Below are 18,637 nucleotides of genomic sequence, written 5' to 3' on the forward strand. Positions count from 1 at the left end.
TTAGAAGTTAAACACACATTGATTGATATTCACCTTTTCAATAGTATAATTAATATGCCGCGGTGAATTGTTGACGAACGTGGTTTGCCTGTTCGATTTCGTCTACAATAGCAACTGCTGCGTCTTCAACACCAATGATGCTTCTTCCTGCCTCATTGAAAACGGGATTATTGAGGGCTGTTCTGTACTGGCCTGTCCTGTGGCCCGATGTACCAGGATGCATTTCAATGGCTGGGCTAAAAAACGTCCAGTCCAGTTCTTCATCCTGTTTCAGGATTTTGAGATAATCGCGTGAAGCGCCTGCTCCCCCTTTGTATTCTTCGGGAAAAGAGGGGGTGTCGATCAGCTGTAAGCCGGGCGCTACTTCCAGGCTTCCTGCGCCGCCTACAACCAGGATTCTTTTTACCCCTGCTTGCTTCACGCCTTGCTCAATCGCCTTCGCGCCTTCCATGAATTCGTTATAGATATTTGGATTGGTCCAGCCGGGGTTATATGCACTAATAACCGCGTCATGCCCGGCTACCGCGCGCGCAACTTCGGCAGTATCCAGTACGTTTGCGGATAATGGTGTTACCAAACCGCTTTCCGAAGATATTTTTTCGATGCTGCGGGCAATGGCTGTCACCTGATGGCCGCGAGAAACGAGTTCCCGGAGTAGCGCAGTACCTACAAATCCTGTTGCGCCAATTAATGCTATTTTCATTTTCGTAATGGTTGATGGATAAAGAATTGTTCTTATAAGGATTAGTAAGGTTATGCTTACTTGGTTTGGTTTGAGTGTCAGCAAAGTTGTAGTGATTTTTATCCAGAGTGGCTGGGTTTGCTGGATATATTTTTAATTGGCTGACTATAAGTTTATTGAGGACACATTAGTAATATACTTTTTATACTTACTTTATTATTTTAATATAAAAAGTATTGATATTATAAAATGATAATTAAATGTTTAATGTATAAAAAGTATTATATTTTTAATATTAATAAAAAGGGTTATTAGTATTAGACTATTTGTTAGTTTTAAAAGACTGCTGGTAGCTTGAAAGTAGTTGCAGGCGTGTACTTTTCTTATCAATGAAAAAGCTCATAAAGTATTGAATGTATGCAACATTCAATACTTTATGAATGGAGGTTGAAATTGATCCTTTTAATATGAGGAATACTATTTGAGAACCGTTAAGCCCCCTTTGTAGGACCGTTTTGTGTACTGGATCACGTAGTAATAATAGCCTCCGGAAATGTTACTGGGGCACCAGTCATTGGGACGGATCTTAGAATAATAGATTTGTTTGCCCCACCTGTTGAAGATCGTGATGTCTTTGAATCTGTCATCGCATTGGTCCTGCGGCAATTCCTGAAACACAAAACAATCATTTTTGCCATCACCGTTTGGAGTGATAACATTGGGAAATTCCGGGAACGGTTGTTGGCCGTTGTCCTTCACAGTTACCTTGACCGTGGTGGTGTCGCTCGCTGATGCACAACTTTTGTCCTGCGTTACAAAATCAATCAAAAACGTGCGCTCGGCTTCCCCATCCAGCATGGCACATTCCGGATTCCAGGAATAGGGCGAGGTAACCGATCTGACGCCGGATTTATTTTCGAAGATCATTCCAACATCGCCAAGACTAAACCCACGGCCGGAGGCAGTGAGTGAAATGGTGTTGGTATCGGGATCAGTCGCAAGTACGTCGAACGTAATAGGGGTGGGGCTTCCGATCGAGTAAGTTACTTCAGGAAGCGCCAGGGAAGTTTCAACAGTGGGTGGATTGTTGGGGGACTGGTCGACAATAAAATAGACGGGCTTGGAAGCGGGCAATGGATTTCCTTCGCAACGCATGTCCTCCACCTTAAAGTCAACCGTCAAGGTATCTCCTTTTTTGGCATTGCATGGAGGCGTCCATGTGAAGTTCTGTTGAACGGCCGCGTTACCGCTGGCCGTGGCGAAACCCATGCCCATATCGGTCATATTGAAATCCCTTCCGCGCCCCGACAGTGTGAGGTTGTCCTTATCGACGTCTTTTCCATAAACAATAAAAGTAACCGGAACACCCGCGCTCACGTGCACGTAATCGCCAGGCAGAGATGTGGAGATAATGGGCGCGGTATTGCCACTGTTTTCGCGCCTGATGTAGATATTTAACGTGTCCGTCAGTGGAATCGGGCAGCTTTCATCCTCGGCGACCAGCTGGATACGAATCGGCCGGTTATCGTAGGTTACAAAGCACTCGTCCAGACAGATCTCGAATTTCATCGTATCGTTTGCGATCGTGGTGCGGAATTCGGCAGGGAGAATGGCAAAATAATTTTTGGAATTATTGACTGCCCTGCCAGTGACCTTAACCAACTGGTTGATGGTGGGGTCGGTAACGATTACCTCAAAGCAATTGGGATCATCTTTTTTTAGTGTGATAATTTCATTTTCAGTGTAATAACTGGTTTTTCCTTTGGGTTTGAAGAGTAATTGAGGCGGTTCGCTTTTAGGGCAGTCTACTACTTTTAATTGAAAATCTCGCGTAAGGGAGCCTATTCTCACGCCATTCCGGTATTCGTCAACCTGCACGGCGAATACGTACAACCCAACGTTCCCCGGGGTGACCGAGAGCATTCCGGTGGAACGGTTCACTCTGAGTGGCTGCGGGCCTGGTATCACATTGTCAATAGAGATACCGTCAATCCACTCCAGCCTGGGATAGCTGGATGAGCCACGGCCGGGAATGCTTGGATTGTTCTTATCGGAGAAACCCTGCATCGGAGTAATCAGGGTGTACGTGAGGCTATCACCATCCGCATCGGTGCCTCCAAAATCGAAGAAGAACGGAGAGTTGACACAGGCATAATCTCCTTTAATGGCTGGAAAAACGGGAGAAGAGTTCTTGAAATTCGCATTGTTTTTGATGAGAGGCGGAAATTCAAGGTAAAAGAGACTGCCAGCGTCCCCCGGGGCTTTTATATTCGTAATAGTACCGTTCCGACAGCAACGGTCCCACACCATATAGTAGCCTTGGGAGTCGTCGAAACTGGCAACGTCGAGCCTGACGGAAGCGCTATAAGTGATCATGTAGGTCTGCAACGTCGATATTCCGCAAGAAGGATTTGCATAGGTGACCGATTTTCGTTCTATTTTTGGAGCTTCAAGCCAACCAATCGCGGCATTGTCCCGCTTTCTGAATACGTAAATGTTGACAGTAGGGTCTTCGGCGCCCGGATTACCATTGAGGGCGTCGAAATACATGGTGAGGCCAATGTTGTAATTATAAACGCTGTTGGGGTTTTCGGTGATGAAGAGCTGTCCGCCAACGATGTGTGTGGCTTGGGCTTGGCAGATCGTAAACAGCATCAAAACAAAGCAGATGAACCGTTTTTTCATGGGTTATGGAAGCGGTAAAAATAATCCGATAGGATATTGGAGTTAGTAAATTAAAAAGGAAATATGCCTAAGAATAACAAATACGAATACGTTGAAATTACCGATTTTGCGGCAGAAGGCAAATGTATTTTTAAATCGGAAGACGGCGTGATTTTCGTCGAGGGAAACGTAGCTCCTGGTGACATCGTTGACCTGCAGGTGGTAAAAACCAAGAAGAAACTGATGGAAGCGATTGTTACCAAAACCCATTCCCTATCCAGCTTACGTACTGACCCTTATTGCTTGCATCATACGGTTTGTGGCGGGTGCAAATGGCAGCACGTCGCTTACGAGCATCAGCTGAGATTCAAGAGGCAGCAGGTGATTGATCATTTTGAGAGAATAGGAAAGATCAGAAATGTTGAGATTAACCAGATTTTAGCTGCTCCCAGGACGGAATATTACCGCAATAAGTTGGAATTTACGTTTTCCAATTGGCGGTGGCTGACAAAGGAGCAAATGGATTCGGGGCAGCAATTTTCCAAGAATGCGCTTGGCTTTCATGTTCCAAAGCGCTTTGATAAGATTTTCACGGTGGACCACTGTCATTTGCAACCGGATCCATCCAATACCATCCGGAATTCGCTGCATCATTTCGGCGATCTAAAAGGTATACCGCACTATGACGTGAGGTTTAACGTCGGGGTTTTGAGGAACCTTGTAGTGCGTACTGCCAATACAGGGGACGTAATGGTGATCGTGCAATTCGGAGCACAGCATGACGAAGCCATTGGAGAGGTTATGGAATACCTGCACCATACCCACAAAGAGATAACATCATTGAATTATATCGTCAATCTGAAAGGAAACGATTCCTACCAGGACCAGGAGGTGATCAATTATGCTGGAGATGCATTCATTCGGGAGACGATGGAAGACCTGACTTTTCTGGTAGGGCCGAAATCATTTTACCAGACCAATTCGGAACAAGCGTATCAACTTTTCAGCGTAACCAGGGAATTCGCCGGGTTGACGGGAAATGAATCAGTATATGACCTTTATACGGGAACGGGCACCATTGCTAATTTCGTTGCGAGGCGCGCCAGAAACGTTGTGGGCGTGGAATATGTGGAAGCTGCGGTACAGGATGCGCGCAGAAACTCAGAACTCAATGGCATTACGAACACTTCCTTTTTCGCCGGGGATATGCGGAACATCATGAACGGAAATTTCCTGAAAACACATGGCCGGCCCGACGTGATCATCACGGACCCTCCCCGCGCAGGGATGGATCTGCCGGTTGTGGAGACAATCCTGAAAGCGTCGCCTGAGAGAATTGTATATGTGAGCTGCAATACAGCCACGCAGGCGCGCGATCTTGCTTTGATGTCGGAACATTACGAGGTGACAAGGGTGCAGCCGGTAGATATGTTTCCGAACACACACCATGTTGAAAATGTGGCGTTGCTGGTTAGGAAGCCTATCTTTGGAAACTCCTAAATTTCCTGGAATGGGCTTTGTAAGATGTAAAGTTTCCTTTGGGGGATCTAGGGGTTCAGCATCAAAACGGCGGTTCGCTGTCGGGGCCTTTGTAGTCGAAGCTGCTCAAATCATTGGCGCGACTTCTCAATGTGCCGCCGCCGGGGTTGGGTTTACTTTGGCTTTCGAAAGAAGATATCGGATTGGTCGAGGTGGGTATCGGACGATCGACGGAGAACGGGGCGGGAGTGAAGCCAGAATCGAGATCCATAAATTTTGTATACTTTCCGATAAACCTTAATTGTACGGTATCCAGCGAGCCCGCACGGTTTTTGGCTACAATAACTTCGCCGATGCCTGCTACGGAATTGCCGGCTTCGTCTTCAGTAATGCCATAATATTCGGGACGATAAAGGAAAAGAACCATATCTGCATCCTGCTCAATAGACCCGGATTCCCTCAAATCTGAGAGCTGTGGCCTTTTTTCACCGCCCCTTGTTTCCACAGCACGACTAAGCTGGGAAAGTGCGATAACGGGTACGTCCAGCTCTTTCGCCAGGTTTTTGAGTGACCGGGAGATCATGGCAATCTCCTGTTCACGGTTTCCTGCGCCTTTTCCACCGGTATCTCCGGTCATCAGCTGGAGATAGTCGATAACGATCATCTGAATGTCGTGCTGTGCTTTCAGACGACGGCATTTGGCCCGCAATTCAAGAATAGAGAGAGCCGGGGTATCGTCTATAAATATGGGCGCATTGGTGAGCCTGTGGATACGATGGTGCAACTGTTCCCATTCGTGCGGAGCAAGGCTTCCTTTTCTTATTTTTTCGCTGTCAATTTCGGCTTCGGCGGAAATCAGACGATTCACGAGCTGTACCGAAGACATTTCAAGCGAAAAGATCGCGACTGGCATATTGAAATCTACCGCGGCATTACGGAGAGAGGAAACCACGAATGCGGTTTTACCCATACCGGGCCTTGCAGCGAGGATCATCAACTCTGTCTTCTGCCAGCCAGAGGTCAGCCTGTCCAATGCGCTGAAACCTGAAGGGACGCCAGTCAACCCATCCTTATTATTCTTTTTGAGATCAAGTTCTGCGAGGGCCTGGCGCATGAGTGCGCCCATATCAGAATAGTTTTTCTTGATATTCGATTCAGAGATCTCAAAAAGCGCCTGTTCGGTTTTATCCAAAAGCCTGAAAACATCTGTAGTATCCTCAAATGCTTCACGCTGGATCTCAGAGGAAATCTTGATCAGCTCTCTTTTGATGAAAGCCTGAGACAGGATACGGGCATGGAATTCGATGTTTGCCGCGGAGTTGACTTTGCTGGTCAATTCCATGATGTAGGTTGCCCCGCCGATCAGTTCCAGTTCTCCGGTACTGCGCAGTTTGGAGGTGACAGTGAGCATGTCAATGGGCTCCGAATCAGCGAAAAGTGTGATGATGGCCGTGTATATCCGGACATGCGCTTCCTTGTAAAAAGTATCAGGCCGGAGAATGTCCGCCACCGCGGTAAGGGCATCCTTTTCAATCATTAAAGCACCCAGAACAGCCTCCTCAAGGTCGATGGCCTGAGGGGGTAACTTGCTGAATGACTGCTCGATAGCAGGTGTTCTGGTGCCGTAAGGCTTCTTGAAATTGTTGCCAGATTTTGATCCTGTCCTTGAGGAGTAATTAGGTGCCTTTTCGTTTTCCATGTTATTACAAAGTTAAGCACTGGGCGGCTTCGAGGAAAGGAAGACAGGGCTTATGAAGGCAATAAATTTTTTTGAAAAATAAGGCTGTGAGTTGTAAGTCTGATAATGAAACAGTTGATTGGAGGACGCTTATTTTTCACCGATAGATTTGGCGGTATTATTGTAAAATCTAAATCCATGTTTTATATATGTTCGTTATTATTACTAAATTTTAGAACAAATAGACAAACACTAAAACTTTCATTCATTTGCTGGAAAAAATCATCACACTCGAGGACGTATCAATGGTTGATTTTTTGGGTATTCACAATTCGAATATTAAAGAGGTCGCCGCCGCTTTCCCGGAAAGCAAAATCATTTCACGCGGTAACGAGATCCGCATCCAGGGGACTGCACCCGAAATCATCCGCATCACAGACATCATGGATTCACTTCTGGCACACTACCAGAGGTATGGTAAGATAACCAACGACAATGTGAAGGGTTATCTGAATGGCTTGGCCAAAACCTCGGTCGCCAATGGCGAGAGTGACGACGACGTCATTTTGTATGGCAATAAGGGACTGGTAGTGAAGGCGAAGACTACGAATCAGAAACTTTTAGTTGAGCAAGCCTCGAAATATGACCTTGTGTTTGCCGTCGGACCGGCAGGAACAGGAAAGACCTATACCGCCGTGGCGATCGCCGTCAGGGCATTGAAAAATAAAGAAGTACGAAAGATTATTATCACACGACCCGCGGTGGAGGCAGGAGAGAACCTCGGCTTTTTACCGGGCGATTTAAAGGAAAAAATAGATCCGTATTTGCGTCCGATCTATGACGCGCTGGATGATATGATTGCGCCGGAAAAGCTTAAATTGTATCTGGAGACCCGGGTTATTGAGATTGCACCCCTGGCCTATATGCGGGGAAGGACACTCAATAATGCATTTATCTTGCTGGATGAAGCCCAGAATACGACTCCCATGCAAATGAAAATGTTCCTGACCAGGATGGGGCCGAGCTCCAAGGCGATTATTACCGGTGACAAGTCTCAGATTGACTTACCCAAAAATTTAAGATCGGGTTTGATTGACTCGCTGCACGTATTGAAAGGTATTAAGGGGATTAGTTTTGTGGAGCTGGATGGGTCTGACGTGGTAAGGCACCGTTTGGTGCGGGACATATTGGCAGCATATGAAAAATCTGAACAGTAGGGTTTTACTGATATTGGCTCTGGCCCTAAGCGTGGCAATGCTTGCAAAAGCACAGGATCCTGATGCGCTGTTGATTCGTTGCGCGGAGCAGCAGCGTGATTCGGTACGGCTTTTGAAAAATCCAGCCCTGCTCAGCCACCGGTTGAAAACGGAGAATGCCATCAGGGAATATATTCAGCAAAACCGTTCCAACTTGCGGACATCTGCCGGTGAAGTAGTCACCATTCCGGTTGTAGTACATGTGGTACATGACAAAAAAGATGGTGCCATAGGGGGGGCGGGCAATCCCAATATCGCAGATGCACAGATCCAAAGCCAGATTGATGTCCTGAATGAAGATTATGGCAACACATCCGGCTACAAGGGGTTTTATACTGATTCACTTGCCGTGGATACCGGGATCAGGTTCAAACTGGTTACAGTTGTGCGTACTTACGACGCTACCACCCAGTTTAGTCCTGTTGTGGACGCGGAAAAACTGGCAACTATCGCTCCGGCATGGTTTACAAATCGTTACCTCAACATATGGGTTTGCAGACTGACAGACCGTTATCTCGGAACTTCCCAATTTCCCGTGGTCACCGAGATCACGAGTCGGACAACAGGGCTGGCAACCACTGAAGACGAAGAGAAAGATGCTTTGACCGATGGGGTTATAATAGATTATCGTTATTTTGGAAGAGATGCGGAAGTTATCACAACCAAGATTTACAATTTAGGGAGGACTACCACCCACGAAGTTGGTCATTGGCTTGGCCTGATCCATATTTGGGGAGACCGTACTTGTGGCACGGATTACTGTGACGACACCCCTACGGCCAATACAAAGAACGAAACGACGGATATTTCCTGCACGCCCGTTTTCTCTGATTGCAAGGGAGTCAGGTCCCGGAATATGATCGAGAATTATATGGACTATTCGCCTGACCTTTGCATGAGCATATTCACCAATGACCAGAAAGAACGGATGCACGCCGTGCTGGCATTAAGTCCGCGCAGGGCCAAACTTGTCGAATTTTCGAAGATTACCCGCGATGACTTGTTGGTGGAGGTTTATCCTAATCCGGTTCGCGGGACTCTTTTTTCTAATGTTTTTACTCCCAATTTCGAAATATTTACGGTCAGCGTTTTTAACCAACGCGGACAGAAAGTTACCGAAGATGCGATTAACCGCACCTCACTCGACGTTAAGAATTTCCCAAGCGGCTTATACTACTACAAAGTAACTGCCGGCAGTCAGACTTTAACGAAGCGTTTTCTAGTCAGGTAATTTTATGCTTTCACGCGCCCCGTTCGTCGGAGTCGCCTTGTGTTATATTTTAGGGATCTTAGCAGGCGACTGGCTTCTTTCATGGTTTTCAGTTTCTACAAATGTATTTGCGGGATTACTCTTCGCGGGCTTTTTAGCCTGTCTCATCCTTTACCTCTTGGGGCGTAAAATCGGTTTTGGGATCGGCTTTACGCTTTTCATGGTTTCTCTTGGGGTATATAACAAAATTTCCGTTGAGTATGCCAGGAATGCGGAAATAGCTTTTTTGAGCAACCAGCAATATGCTTACTACCATGCGGTCGTAACGGGTCTGCCTGAAAAACGCCAGAATTCCGTGCGATTGGAAGTCATGGTCGACAGAATTAGGCCTGCCAGTGGATTATGGACGGGTACCAAACTCAAAGCATTGGTGAATATAGAAGCACAGGCTAAGCGAATGCCAGGGCCGGGAGACCAATTCCTCGCCAAGAGCAAACTGGATTTGCCTCTTACTGCTACCAATCCCAATCAATTCGATTACCGCGACTATTTGAGAAATAAAGGAATTCTCTGGACAGATTATCTGCGCGAAGAAGACTTTGAGGTGATCTCTGGTCAGGAAACTGCCAATCGTGCTGCAATGTTGGGTATTGAGGTCTCGAAATGGGCCGATCAGGTCTTCAGGAAAGAGATTAGAAATGATCAATCTTACGGGTTGGTAAAAGCAATGCTTCTGGGCCGACGCGACGGCCTGATAGATGAGCAGGTCGACAATTACGTGGCATCCGGTACCGTCCATATTTTGTCTGTTTCGGGAATGCATGTGGCCATTATCTTTCTAGTTATCAGTCACTTGCTGGGTTGGATGAAACGCTATAGCGCGCCTTCATTTTTAATCAGCGTGGCGGTACTTTTAGGTTTCTATGCCGCTGTAACCGGCCTTTCTCCTTCGGTCCAGCGGGCAACCCTGATGTGCATTGTTTTTGTGGTTGCGGAATGCTTCGGGAGAGAGAACAATGCAATGAACACACTTGCGATTTCGGCGTTGCTAATCTTGCTGCTCGATCCATCCGCTGCTTACGACGTCGGCTTTCAGCTTTCTTATCTTGCTATGGCGGGTATCTTCCTTTTCTACGAGCCGATTTCGCGCATTTTCAGTCCTGAAAACCGTATTTTGAAGTTTATCTGGCAAATAACTGCATTAGCATTTGCGGCACAGCTCTCTACTTTTCCATTAAGCCTGTACTATTTTCACCAGTTCCCGACTTACTTCTGGCTCGTTAACCCGTTTGTCATTGCATTTACGAATGTGCTCCTGCCGGCTTCGATGGCGATGCTATTGGTAAGTACAGTTAACGTGAGTTGGTTGCATTCGTTTGTCAGCGCAATAGTGGACTGGTCTGCCAGGTTGACAGATATGTCGGTTACAATACCCGAAAAGTTGCCGGCTTATCTCGTTGAAAATCTGCATCTCGGAATGGCCGAAATCTTGTTGCTGTATCTTTTACTGTTTATGGTTTGGTGTGCGTATACCTTTCGGAGTTATGGTCATCTTAAACGTGTCTTCGTGATCGCATTGATTTTTGCAAGTGTCTCTATTTCCGAAAGTATCCGTATTTTCCTGACCGCTGAACATCACGTTCACGACATACCCGGGCATGCGGTAGAAAGCTTTAAAAGAGGGAACGCTCTGTTTCTCGTTTCCGAGAGAAATTTCGGTTCCGATCAGAAAGCGTATGACTTTTATCTGAAAAACTATTCCGTGGCCAGCGAGATTGCTCATACAATCTTTGTCACGGGCAAAGAAAGGGCCGAATAGTTACTGAACCTCATATACGGCCGCGATCTGCGCGGACACTTTTTTGTCCCATGCGGCCTGTGCGGCGTCGTTCAATCCGTGACCTGTCTCCCCGTCGTATCGTTCCTGATCGTCGTTCATCTCGCGGAATGCTTCCAAAAACTGGTATTGGATCTCGCTGTCATAGTCTTCTATGGTGAGTCCGGCCTTTTGCAAACGCTGCTTGAATTTTTCAACAACCAGTCTTGTGATGTCGAAATGGATTTGCTCGTGGCGCAAAGTACCGGCATTACGGGACTCGGGTCGTCCCCAGGACATACTTTTGACCATGAATATTTTTAAACCGATTTCGACTACCAGGTCGTTGTCTTTCGGGTAAGATCTTCCTTCATAACCAAAACTGGTAAACACCGCTGCCGCATAGCGACTGCCGGGCTTGCCGCTTCGTACTTTGAAATCATCCCAGATCAGCGGCCTTTTTGGAGAGTAGAATACAGTATCTTCCCGATTGGCGGTTATTTCTTTGAAAACAAGTACAAGCCCTCTTGCAAGCGCTGGGTTTTTTCCTGTGTTGGAAACCATCCATTTTTGAAAATGGGCCAGCGACTGATCCAGCAGTTGTTTGACGAGCCTTTCGTAATCATAATCTTTTTCCGGTCTGGTGTAGGTAGCAGAAGTTTGGTAATTGGTCAGCTCTACCGGCAGCATGTCGCGATACCAGCGAAAGCGCACATTCAATTTCACTTCGCCCGTGACTTTATTGGGAGCAACTCTTTTTTCGTTGAGCGAAAGATCCTTAATGGTAATATAAAGCGGCAAATAGGCCTGTTCTTTCTTTGGCGCCTCAAAGGACCAATAGTTATATAGTTCGTTGTCAGCACGACCGGGCAGCACAGCCGGAATTTCTTTTCCAAAAGCGATGACTTTTCCGAGCACTGCGCCCGGTAACATTCTCTTATCCTCCACTTCCTGGACAAAAAACTTATAAGTCCTGAAAAGCGATGCCGGTTCTTTCGTCAGGTTCAATACGACTTTTTCCTGTTGCGAAAAAACTGGAAAAGCGGGCAAACAAAGTAACAATTGTATAAAGATACCTTTGATCATACTTTCCAATCCGCTGTTGAATAAAGCGGCATTTATCTAAGTTTGCAGTAAATTCTTTTCAAATCACGAATGACATTACCTACAACGAATTTGCGACCCGAATTTGATGCTATTTTTATGGACCTGGCAAAAAACCTTGCTTTGCGTTCCCATTGTATAAAAGCGCAGGTCGGCGCTGTGCTTACTAAAGATACCCGGATTATTTCGATTGGTTATAACGGCCCTCCGGCCGGAACACACAACTGCGACGAGGAATTTCCAGAAACCGGATGTCCGAGAGATGCGAAAGGAAGCTGCTCGCTCGCTTTGCATGCCGAGCAGAATGCGATTCTTTTTGCAGTCAAAAATGGCTCCAATATCGAAGGAGCGACGCTTTTCGTGACTTTGGCTCCGTGCATTGCCTGTGCGCGGGTGATATACACGATGAAAATCAAAAAGGTGATTTTTCTGAACTCCTATGCTGCTTATAAAGGAATTGCCGTGGAGGAGGGAGTGGAGTTTTTGCGGCGGTTTGGTGTGGAGGTCGAGCAGTACGTTTCAGCGACTTGAAGTGAATGAGTAAATATAGCAAAGCTGATTTGCAATAATTACTCATTCAGTCATCCAATCAGTTAAAATTAATGGTGATGCACGCCACCCGCTCCGTGAACGTGGCCATGACTGATTTCCTCAGCCGTCGCAGGGCGAACTGAAATGATCTGCCCGGAGAAATGCATCTCTTTTCCTGCCAGGGGATGGTTGAAGTTCATGATAACCACGTCGTCCCTTACTTCGACAACCTGGCCATGCATTCTTTCGCCGTCTTCGTTGGTCATGGGGATAATATTTCCAATTTGAAGCAACTCGTCCTGATCAACGTCTTCCATCTGGAAAACAGCCTTTGGCAGATCAACCACAGCTTCTTCATCGTATTCGCCATAGCCATCTTCCGGGGCGACGGTAAAATCGAACGTATCTCCTGCCGATAACCCTTCGATCTGGTTTTCGAATCCCTCGGGAAGGCCGCTGATGCCCTGGATGAAGTACATGGGATCTTCTTCTGTTACCACTTCGACCACGTCTGTTTCCCCTTCGGAATCGGGGATTGTCAGACTATATGTTAACGCGATCACGTTATTTTTTTCGACTTTCATTTGCTCGCTTGATTAAAATAATGATTGTTGTAAAATAATTGTTCCATGAAAAGTAAGGTAAACAAACCTACGGGAATTTTGTCAAAATGTTATTCAAATGAATTTTTTAGCCCATATTTTACTGTCAGGGGATAATGAGGAGGTGCTCATGGGAAATTATGTGGGAGACTTTGTGAAAGGACGGTTGACTGAGGAAAAAACTTCGACCTGGAATCAGGATTATGTTTTAGGTCTGAAACTGCACCGTTTTATCGATTTCTTCACCGACACGCACCCGGAAGTTCAGGAAGCCAAAGAGGTAGCCTCACGATCGCAGGGGAAGCTCGCGGGAATTGTCATGGATATTTACTTTGATTATTTCATTGCCAGCCATTTCGGGGATTTTGCCAGTAAACCTTTGTTCGCATATGCCCATGAAAAGTATTCAGTCATAGAAAGGAACAAGTACCTGATCCCCGAAGAAATGATTCCCATGGTACGCTCCATGGTCCGGCAGGATTGGCTCAGCACATACGGAACTCTCGAGGGTATTGACCTGACCTTTCAGAGGCTTTCGGGACGGGCGGCTTTTTTGGCCCCGATCAGAGGAGCCGTTGATGATTTAAAGCTTCACGAAGCACTTTATTATGAACGGTTTCTTAAATTTTTCCCGGACCTCAGGAGAAACGCGGATCTTTTTATTACCGAAAATGCGCTTTAGAAGATCAGGAAAGTCAACAGGCAACATTACTTTTGGTATCTTAAATGATTGGCAGCAATGCCCGCAACCGTGAAATTTTGCAATGGCCCAAACACCGGACAGCATACTAAAAGAAATCAAAACGAAAACTTTCTGGCCGATTTATTTTCTGCATGGGGATGAACCTTATTACATTGACCTGATTACCGATGAACTGGAGAAAAGAGTTGTTCCTGAGTCGGAAAAGGGTTTTAACCAGTTCGTTCTGTATGGCAAAGATACTGATCTCACAGGTGTGCTGGGTTATGCCAGGCGCTTTCCTTTTATGTCCGAGCGCCAGCTCATCATTGTTAAAGATGCCAATAAACTGGGGGGGATTGAGCAGAAGGACCACCAGGCCCGATTGGAGGATTACGCACTCAATCCACTGAAAAGCACGGTTCTGGTGTTTTGTTTTCACGCCAATGCCGACGAAAGGAAGTCTTACATCAAAGCGATTAATACCAAGGGCGTTACGGTGCAATCGAAAAAAATGTACGACAATAAACTGCCAGAGTGGGTGTCTTCTTTTTGTCAGCATGAAGGTGTTAAGATCAGTCCCAAAGCGGTGCAAATGCTGGTCGATAACATCGGTAACGATCTCAAGAGGCTTTCTAATGAAATAAGGAAGATCATGGTTAACCTTCGTGTAGACGAGGGCATTGATGCAGGAGCCGTGGAGCGTTTTGTAGGTATCAGCAAGGAATACAATGTTTTTGAATTTCAGAAAGCGTTAATGACCCGGGATATCCTGAAAGCCAACCAGATTGCCAATTACTTCTCTGCTAATTCGAAGGATAACCCGCTTTCGCCTATTCTGATTATTCTATATGGATTCTTTTCAAAACTGCTGCTGACACATGCCAGCAAGGACAAAAGCGAACGAAACCTTGCCTCGGAACTGGGTGTCAATCCCTATTTTGTAAAAGACTATTTGCTGGCTTGCAGAAATTACCCGCTACCCAAGGTAACACACATCATTCATTATCTCCGTGAATGCGACGGCCGCCTAAAAGGATTGGACGGTGTCAGTATCGCGGAGGGGGAATTGCTGAGAGAATTGGTTTTTAAAATTCTGCACTAGCCTTAACCCAGCAAGATCCGGGTTTTTGGGTTGGGGGTAGCAGTCTTATTTTTAATAATGGAAGATGATCGATTGATTTTGATAGCGGTACCTGCACTTTTCAGTTTTGATGAGTGCCTCTGGTTCTTGAACAGAAATTATGACGACTGCTTACACATTATCCGTGGGAACACGATTTTCAAATCTGTCCAGGTAGGGGAGGAAATCCTGCTGATGTCGATCCGGGAGAAGGGTACATTCCTGGCCATTCATCTATTGGAAGGTGAGGCTTCGAGGGAAAACAAACGATTTTTATCGGAGTATGTCAAGGAGTGGTTTGATATGGACAGAAATATCCAGCCATTTTATGATCTTCTGAACATCGACAGTCGTTTCGCGTATATGGCAGAAGCTTACAAAGGGCTTCGTTTGATTGGCATTTCAAACCTATTTGAAGCGATTTGTTGGTGTATAATCGGCCAGCAGATCAATTTGTCGTTTGCTTATACGCTGAAGAGGCGGCTGGTGGAGCGGTTTGGAGCTGCCACGGAATATGAAAATGAGGTATACTATGTTTTCCCATCTCCTGAAACCCTTTATAGCGCCAGTGTCGATGAATTGAGAGCCATGCAGTTTTCCGGAAAGAAAGCTGAGTACATCATAGGCATTGCCAGGGCTTTTACCGACGGCACTCTGAGCAGGGACAGATTGCTGCAGTTACCGGATTTCGAGGCCCGGAAAAAGGAACTGGTAAGTCATAAGGGGATTGGTGCCTGGACTGCCAACTATGCGCTTATGAAGTCGCTGAAAGAGCTGCAAGGCATTCCGCACGGGGACGTCGGTCTACTCAATGCGCTCACAAGCCACGGCATTATTGACGGAAGAAATGAAACCGATAAAATAGAAGCCATGTTCGCCCAGTACAAGGGCTGGGAGAGCTATCTTGTATTTTATCTGTGGAGGAGTCTGGCGGTCAAAGAATTAATGTGAAGAGCCTGCCATTGTTCGAATTCGCCCCGCATGCAATGGCCGCAAGGCCGGTAACCGTTATCCTCTGCTTCTTTTTGGTCTGCGAAGAAAACCCTGTTCTCAAATTTCATCCGCTTGCCGGAGCGACAAGTGAGCCTTCCGTAAATTTTAAGGTTCTTGTTTCCGCCCAGCCCGATCAATCCCTGGGCGACCATTTTTTTGAGTTTCCGGCTTGTCTGAAAAGACTTCGGTCCGATTTCTGAATGGCGGATCACTGCATTAATTTAAAGCATCGTGAAAAATAATGCCCAGGGTGTAGCGGTTGCCGCTATGAACCTCGCTCACCCCATGCTTCATGTTAACGCGGTAGTAACCTTTACTGCCCTTTACCGGTCTGAAATTCGTACTGAATAAAAGTATATCGCCTTTATGGGGTTTTAAAACAATCGCTTTCGATTGAGCTCTGGGCGTCTGCTGAACGAGAACAAATTCGCCCCCATCATAGTCTGCTCCGGGCTGATTTAGAAAAACGACCATCTGAATAGGAAAGTAAACATCACCGTAGAGATCTTGGTGCAAAGTGTTGTGACCGCCAGTCCCATATTTCAAAATCAGCACCGTAGGTTTTGTTTGCCCCTGAGACTTGCAAGCGGATTGAAATGCATCAAAAGTCTCGGGATAGCGAACGGCAGACCGCAGCATCTCCATCCATTGATTGGCCACGGGTGCTAAGTTCGGGTAGAAGCTTTCCCTAAGGTTTTGAATCATAGGTGGCAGGGGATAATCCATATACTTATACTGCCCTAGTCCAAAACGGTAACGCTCCATGACAATCGTTTTACGATAAAGTGAGGGATCGTAATACTGGTCAATCAGCTGATTACATTCGGCTGCCGATAGAATTTTCCTCGCCAATGCGTAACCTTTATCATTCAGATTTTCATGTATTGCAGGCCAGTCGAGATTTTCCGCAGCTTTCATAGAAAAGATTTATCCTGTTCGTAGTCCAATGATTTTCGAGCAAAATAAATCTTCTCCGGGGCAATGGAAAACCTGATTCTTGCTAAGAATTAGTGGGACATAACCGACTCGTCCTTGCGTTCTCCGATCTGTTGACGCCACATTGCGTAATAAAGTCCCTTTTCATCGAGAAGTGAGTGGTGACTTCCGGTTTCGACAATCTTTCCTTTCTCCAATACGTAGATCCGGTCAGCATGCATAATGGTTGATAACCGGTGAGCGATCATGACCGTAATATGCTGGCGCTGGTCGGTAATATGGCGGATTGTATTGGAGATTTCCTCCTCAGTAAGCGAATCCAGTGCAGAAGTAGCCTCGTCGAAAATGATGAGGTTTGGATTGCGGAGTAGCGCGCGTGCAATAGAAAGACGCTGGCGTTCACCACCTGACAATTTCAAACCACCCTCTCCGATAACCGTTTCGATGCCATTTTCCGCTCTTGAAAGCAAATTGTAGCACGCAGCTTTCAAGAGCACATCGTTGATCATTTCATCGGTAGCATCAGGATTGACAAAAAGGAGATTTTCCTTGATCGTTCCGGAGAAGAGTTGCGTATCCTGCGTCACAAAACCAATTTTATTCCTGATTTCATCAAAATCGATGTCGCTTCCATTGATACCGTTGTAGAAAACATGGCCTTCAATTGGATTGTACAGGCCTACTAAAAGCTTCACCAAAGTTGTTTTCCCCGATCCTGACGGACCTACGAAGGCAATGGTTTCCCCTCTTTTTACCCCAAAAGATATATTTTCCAGAGCCGGCCGGTTGGCAGTCTGGTGCTGGAATTTAACGTGATCGAATTTCAATGCCTCAATCTCGTTAATCATTTGAGGTTTATCAGGCTTGCGTTCAACGGGTCTTGCAAGCAGCGTCTGCAAATTGTTGAGAGATGCCTCCGCCTCTCTATATGAGAGTATTACGTTGCCAAGTTCCTGTAGGGGTCCGAAAATAAAGAAGGAGTAGAATTGCATCATCATCATTTGTCCAACGGTAATCTTATCCCTGAAAACAAAAAAGATCAGCGCAAACATGATGCATTGCTGCAGGAAATTAACAAAAGTGCCTTGTATAAAACTGATGGAGCGGATGCTCTTTACCTTACGCAGTTCCAGTTTCAGGATTTTGAAAGTAGTGGTGTTCAAACGGCTGATTTCCTGCTGGGTTAACCCGAGGCTTTTAACAAGTTCGATATTTCTTAGCGATTCTGTGGTGGAACCAGCCAATGCGGTTGTTTCTTTAACAATATTCTTTTGAATGGCTTTGATCTTGCGGCTGAGAATGCTTGTTAGGACAGCGAGGACAACGGAACCGACCAGATATATGAGCGGAAGCATGGGGCTCAACTTAAAGGCAACAATAACCACAAATACAATACCCACCAATGTAGCAAAAAGCACGTTGACAAAATTGGTGATAAACTTCTCGCAATCAGCACGGACCTTTTGTAAAACGGATAATGTTTCGCCGCTGCGCTGATCCTCAAAATCCTGAAAAGGCAACCTCAGCGCATGCCGAAGCCCATCGGTATACAGGTTTGCCCCGAACTTCTGTATCACTACGTTTACCACATAATCCTGGAAAGCCTTGGCGATCCTGGATACCATGGCGGTTCCGATGATCATCAGCAAACCTAGCAGGACGCCATGGAAAAAAGCACTATCCATACCACTGTCACGAAATTCCTTTGCCTTGTTGGCATACGGGTCGATGAGGTAGTTACCTAGAATGTAGGGATTGAGGAGTGAAAAAATCTGATTAATGGCCGCCATTAACAGCGCCAGCAGTATCAGCCCTTTATACCGGCTGAGATATTGAAACAATAATTTCATACAGTTTTGGTGATCGGTGGTTACCCGGAAGAGT

16 protein-coding genes are annotated in these 18,637 nt (G+C 46.1%); 8 read left to right on the forward strand and 8 right to left on the reverse strand.

What is annotated here, in order from left to right:
• Nucleotides 1-49: 49 nt before the first annotated feature.
• Together AC1XUF_RS05070 and AC1XUF_RS05075 are read right to left on the reverse strand one after the other, a co-directional pair.
• Nucleotides 50-703, reverse strand: coding sequence for an NAD(P)-dependent oxidoreductase (locus tag AC1XUF_RS05070; protein WP_483340575.1), 654 nt, complete (start codon nt 701-703; stop codon nt 50-52).
• Between the two features lie 456 nt (nt 704-1,159).
• Entirely contained in the window at nt 1,160-3,367 is a 2,208-nt protein-coding gene (locus AC1XUF_RS05075; RefSeq protein ID WP_483340576.1) for a T9SS type B sorting domain-containing protein, read from the reverse strand.
• A gap of 63 nt (nt 3,368-3,430) precedes the next feature.
• Here AC1XUF_RS05075 and rlmD point away from each other — a divergent pair, with 63 nt between their 5' ends.
• Nucleotides 3,431-4,846, forward strand: coding sequence for a 23S rRNA (uracil(1939)-C(5))-methyltransferase RlmD (gene rlmD / locus AC1XUF_RS05080; RefSeq protein ID WP_483340577.1), 1,416 nt, complete (start codon nt 3,431-3,433; stop codon nt 4,844-4,846).
• Nucleotides 4,847-4,907: 61 nt separating this feature from the next.
• On the opposite strand, the gene dnaB is transcribed toward rlmD, so the two are convergent.
• Nucleotides 4,908-6,524, reverse strand: a complete 1,617-nt coding sequence (gene dnaB / locus AC1XUF_RS05085; RefSeq protein ID WP_483340578.1) for a replicative DNA helicase — start codon at nt 6,522-6,524, stop codon at nt 4,908-4,910.
• Between the two features lie 248 nt (nt 6,525-6,772).
• Here dnaB and AC1XUF_RS05090 point away from each other — a divergent pair, with 248 nt between their 5' ends.
• Genes AC1XUF_RS05090 through AC1XUF_RS05100 form a run of 3 tightly spaced genes read left to right on the forward strand, consistent with a single transcriptional unit; the run spans nt 6,773 to nt 10,788 of the window.
• Nucleotides 6,773-7,720 (forward strand): PhoH family protein, encoded by a 948-nt coding sequence (locus AC1XUF_RS05090; RefSeq protein WP_483340579.1) that lies wholly within the window; start codon nt 6,773-6,775, stop codon nt 7,718-7,720.
• Entirely contained in the window at nt 7,701-8,990 is a 1,290-nt protein-coding gene (locus AC1XUF_RS05095) for a T9SS type A sorting domain-containing protein (RefSeq protein WP_483340580.1), read from the forward strand. The genes AC1XUF_RS05090 and AC1XUF_RS05095 overlap by 20 nt, the downstream gene beginning before the upstream one ends.
• A 4-nt stretch (nt 8,991-8,994) precedes the next feature.
• Nucleotides 8,995-10,788, forward strand: coding sequence for a ComEC/Rec2 family competence protein (locus tag AC1XUF_RS05100; protein WP_483340581.1), 1,794 nt, complete (start codon nt 8,995-8,997; stop codon nt 10,786-10,788).
• On the opposite strand, the gene AC1XUF_RS05105 is transcribed toward AC1XUF_RS05100, so the two are convergent.
• Nucleotides 10,789-11,871 (reverse strand): DUF922 domain-containing protein, encoded by a 1,083-nt coding sequence (locus AC1XUF_RS05105; RefSeq protein WP_483340582.1) that lies wholly within the window; start codon nt 11,869-11,871, stop codon nt 10,789-10,791.
• A 69-nt stretch (nt 11,872-11,940) separates the two neighbouring features.
• On the opposite strand from AC1XUF_RS05105, the gene AC1XUF_RS05110 reads away from it, so the two are divergent.
• A complete protein-coding gene (locus AC1XUF_RS05110; RefSeq protein WP_483340583.1) occupies nt 11,941-12,420 on the forward strand; it encodes a deoxycytidylate deaminase in 480 nt (159 codons plus the stop codon).
• A gap of 68 nt (nt 12,421-12,488) precedes the next feature.
• Here the strand turns inward: AC1XUF_RS05110 and AC1XUF_RS05115 are convergent, their stop codons facing one another.
• Nucleotides 12,489-13,004, reverse strand: coding sequence for an FKBP-type peptidyl-prolyl cis-trans isomerase (locus AC1XUF_RS05115; protein ID WP_483340584.1), 516 nt, complete (start codon nt 13,002-13,004; stop codon nt 12,489-12,491).
• 97 nt (nt 13,005-13,101) lie between these two features.
• Here AC1XUF_RS05115 and AC1XUF_RS05120 point away from each other — a divergent pair, with 97 nt between their 5' ends.
• The 3 genes from AC1XUF_RS05120 to AC1XUF_RS05130 all read left to right on the forward strand — a co-directional run bounded on the left by AC1XUF_RS05120 (nt 13,102) and on the right by AC1XUF_RS05130 (nt 15,775).
• Nucleotides 13,102-13,704 carry an acyl carrier protein phosphodiesterase gene (locus tag AC1XUF_RS05120; protein ID WP_483340585.1) on the forward strand — a complete coding sequence of 201 codons (603 nt, stop codon included), beginning with the start codon at nt 13,102-13,104 and terminating at the stop codon, nt 13,702-13,704.
• 82 nt (nt 13,705-13,786) lie between these two features.
• Nucleotides 13,787-14,806 (forward strand): DNA polymerase III subunit delta, encoded by a 1,020-nt coding sequence (gene holA / locus AC1XUF_RS05125; protein WP_483340586.1) that lies wholly within the window; start codon nt 13,787-13,789, stop codon nt 14,804-14,806.
• Between the two features lie 57 nt (nt 14,807-14,863).
• Entirely contained in the window at nt 14,864-15,775 is a 912-nt protein-coding gene (locus tag AC1XUF_RS05130; protein WP_483340587.1) for a DNA-3-methyladenine glycosylase family protein, read from the forward strand.
• On the opposite strand, the gene AC1XUF_RS05135 is transcribed toward AC1XUF_RS05130, so the two are convergent.
• The 3 genes from AC1XUF_RS05135 to AC1XUF_RS05145 form a co-directional block, all read right to left on the reverse strand.
• Entirely contained in the window at nt 15,736-15,969 is a 234-nt protein-coding gene (locus AC1XUF_RS05135) for an Ada metal-binding domain-containing protein (protein ID WP_483340638.1), read from the reverse strand. The genes AC1XUF_RS05130 and AC1XUF_RS05135 overlap by 40 nt on opposite strands.
• Nucleotides 15,970-16,033: 64 nt before the next feature.
• Nucleotides 16,034-16,735: a 2OG-Fe(II) oxygenase gene (locus AC1XUF_RS05140; protein WP_483340588.1), complete on the reverse strand. Its 702-nt coding sequence runs from the start codon at nt 16,733-16,735 to the stop codon at nt 16,034-16,036.
• Between the two features lie 89 nt (nt 16,736-16,824).
• Nucleotides 16,825-18,603: an ABC transporter ATP-binding protein gene (locus tag AC1XUF_RS05145; RefSeq protein ID WP_483340589.1), complete on the reverse strand. Its 1,779-nt coding sequence runs from the start codon at nt 18,601-18,603 to the stop codon at nt 16,825-16,827.
• Nucleotides 18,604-18,637 lie beyond the last annotated feature (34 nt).

Source organism: Dyadobacter sp. HNCC25DJ185, assembly GCF_056895195.1.

Excerpts from the sequence above, each read along its gene's own strand:
- AC1XUF_RS05110 (WP_483340583.1), top strand. The coding sequence starts at position 11,941 with ATGACATTACCTACAACGAATTTGCGACCCGAATTTGATGCTATTTTT.
- rlmD (WP_483340577.1), top strand. The coding sequence starts at position 3,431 with ATGCCTAAGAATAACAAATACGAATACGTTGAAATTACCGATTTTGCG.
- AC1XUF_RS05120 (WP_483340585.1), top strand. The coding sequence starts at position 13,102 with ATGAATTTTTTAGCCCATATTTTACTGTCAGGGGATAATGAGGAGGTG.
- AC1XUF_RS05075 (WP_483340576.1), bottom strand. The coding sequence starts at position 3,367 with ATGAAAAAACGGTTCATCTGCTTTGTTTTGATGCTGTTTACGATCTGC.
- AC1XUF_RS05100 (WP_483340581.1), top strand. The coding sequence starts at position 8,995 with ATGCTTTCACGCGCCCCGTTCGTCGGAGTCGCCTTGTGTTATATTTTA.
- AC1XUF_RS05115 (WP_483340584.1), bottom strand. The coding sequence starts at position 13,004 with ATGAAAGTCGAAAAAAATAACGTGATCGCGTTAACATATAGTCTGACA.
- AC1XUF_RS05095 (WP_483340580.1), top strand. The coding sequence starts at position 7,701 with ATGAAAAATCTGAACAGTAGGGTTTTACTGATATTGGCTCTGGCCCTA.
- dnaB (WP_483340578.1), bottom strand. The coding sequence starts at position 6,524 with ATGGAAAACGAAAAGGCACCTAATTACTCCTCAAGGACAGGATCAAAA.
- AC1XUF_RS05105 (WP_483340582.1), bottom strand. The coding sequence starts at position 11,871 with ATGATCAAAGGTATCTTTATACAATTGTTACTTTGTTTGCCCGCTTTT.
- AC1XUF_RS05145 (WP_483340589.1), bottom strand. The coding sequence starts at position 18,603 with ATGAAATTATTGTTTCAATATCTCAGCCGGTATAAAGGGCTGATACTG.
- AC1XUF_RS05130 (WP_483340587.1), top strand. The coding sequence starts at position 14,864 with ATGGAAGATGATCGATTGATTTTGATAGCGGTACCTGCACTTTTCAGT.
- holA (WP_483340586.1), top strand. The coding sequence starts at position 13,787 with ATGGCCCAAACACCGGACAGCATACTAAAAGAAATCAAAACGAAAACT.
- AC1XUF_RS05070 (WP_483340575.1), bottom strand. The coding sequence starts at position 703 with ATGAAAATAGCATTAATTGGCGCAACAGGATTTGTAGGTACTGCGCTA.
- AC1XUF_RS05140 (WP_483340588.1), bottom strand. The coding sequence starts at position 16,735 with ATGAAAGCTGCGGAAAATCTCGACTGGCCTGCAATACATGAAAATCTG.
- AC1XUF_RS05135 (WP_483340638.1), bottom strand. The coding sequence starts at position 15,969 with ATGGTCGCCCAGGGATTGATCGGGCTGGGCGGAAACAAGAACCTTAAA.